This window comes from Aeromonas sp. 62-46 (assembly GCF_001898585.1).
In the GTDB taxonomy this organism is placed as follows: domain Bacteria; phylum Pseudomonadota; class Gammaproteobacteria; order Enterobacterales; family Aeromonadaceae; genus Aeromonas; species Aeromonas caviae.
This window is the reverse complement of record NZ_MKUI01000046.1, coordinates 1-1,205: the sequence shown is the minus strand read 5'-3', so window position 1 is coordinate 1,205 and position 1,205 is coordinate 1. Positions and strand designations below refer to the sequence as shown.

The window sequence follows — 1,205 nt, the reverse complement described above, 5'->3', positions numbered from 1 at the left end:
CAGGGCCAATCGGCAGCATGGCGGCATTACAGCGCGCCAGGCCCGCCGGAGTCAGTCAGTTTGCAGCAGGCACGGGCAAACTGACCCATCGCACCGCACCCGGCGCCATCGAGGCGGGTGCCTATGGCGCCCCGGATACCACCGCCCGCGCCAGCGTGGGGAGCCTGGGGGATCTGCTCGCCATGGGCGCGGCCGAACTCACCCCCCTCGTCCGTGTGCCGGGGCTCAGTGCCGGTGCGCTGGGCATCGCCACGCTCAGGGCCAGGCTTGCGGCTGGCAGCATGCAGCCAGACGCCATTGAGGCGCCGACCATTGGGCAACGCATCGCTCCTGCCGGCTTCGATCTTGGCGCCCTTGGCAGCCACCGCGCCCGAGTGCGCCAGCTCGTCGGCGCCCTCTCTGATGGTCAGAGTGGTGCCCTAAGGCTCAACACCCGACTGGCTCAGGCCGCGACCCCGTTCACTGGCGCAGTGGGGAGTCCCGTCGCCAAGTACGCACGGATCCTCTATCCGCTGGCCCCGGCGGTCCCCCTCCCCGGCAATCCCGCCATCACCGCCGCGCTGGTCCCGGCCCCGCTGCAGCCTTCGGCACTCTCGCCGATGGCCAGCTCCGCGCGCCTGACCACTCGGGGCTTTGATGGCTGCACGTTCGGCGCGGCCAAGGTGCATCGCTTGCCCCTGCCACTGCCGACCACCCGGGATCTGCTGCCGCCCTCTGCCACCCGGCTCGAGCACCTTGCAGCGGCCACCCTGGCCAGCACAGTGACACCGGAGGTGATCACCACCACCCGCTTTGCTGACACATGCCCCGCCCCGCTGCTGCCCTGGCTCGCCTGGGCAAGGTCGGTGGATTGGTGGGAGCTGGCCGAGTCAGAAGACCAGCAGCGAGCCCTCATCCGCGCCTCGTTCCGCCTGCATCAGCGCAAGGGCACCCCCTGGGCCATCAAGGAGGCGCTGGCCGTGCTGGGCTTTGGCGACAGCACCATCATCGAGCGCGCCACGGGCCGCCGCTATGACGGCACGCTCGCTTACAACGGCAACGAACCCCACGGGGATCCATCCCAGTGGGCAGTCTATCGCGTCATCCTCGCCCGCCCGGTCACTACCGTGCAGGCGAACCGCATCCGGCGCCTGCTGGCAGAGATGGCTCCGGCCCGCTGCCATCTGGCGGCCCTCGATTACACCCAGGCGCCCCTGACCTACAAC

At 70.2% G+C, this 1,205-nt stretch carries 1 protein-coding gene; it reads left to right on the top strand.

From position 1 onward, the window contains the following. Positions 1-17: 17 nt before the first annotated feature. The coding region (locus BGO64_RS13880) for a phage tail protein I (protein ID WP_286700864.1) at positions 18-1,205 on the top strand (1,188 nt) is incomplete at its 3' end.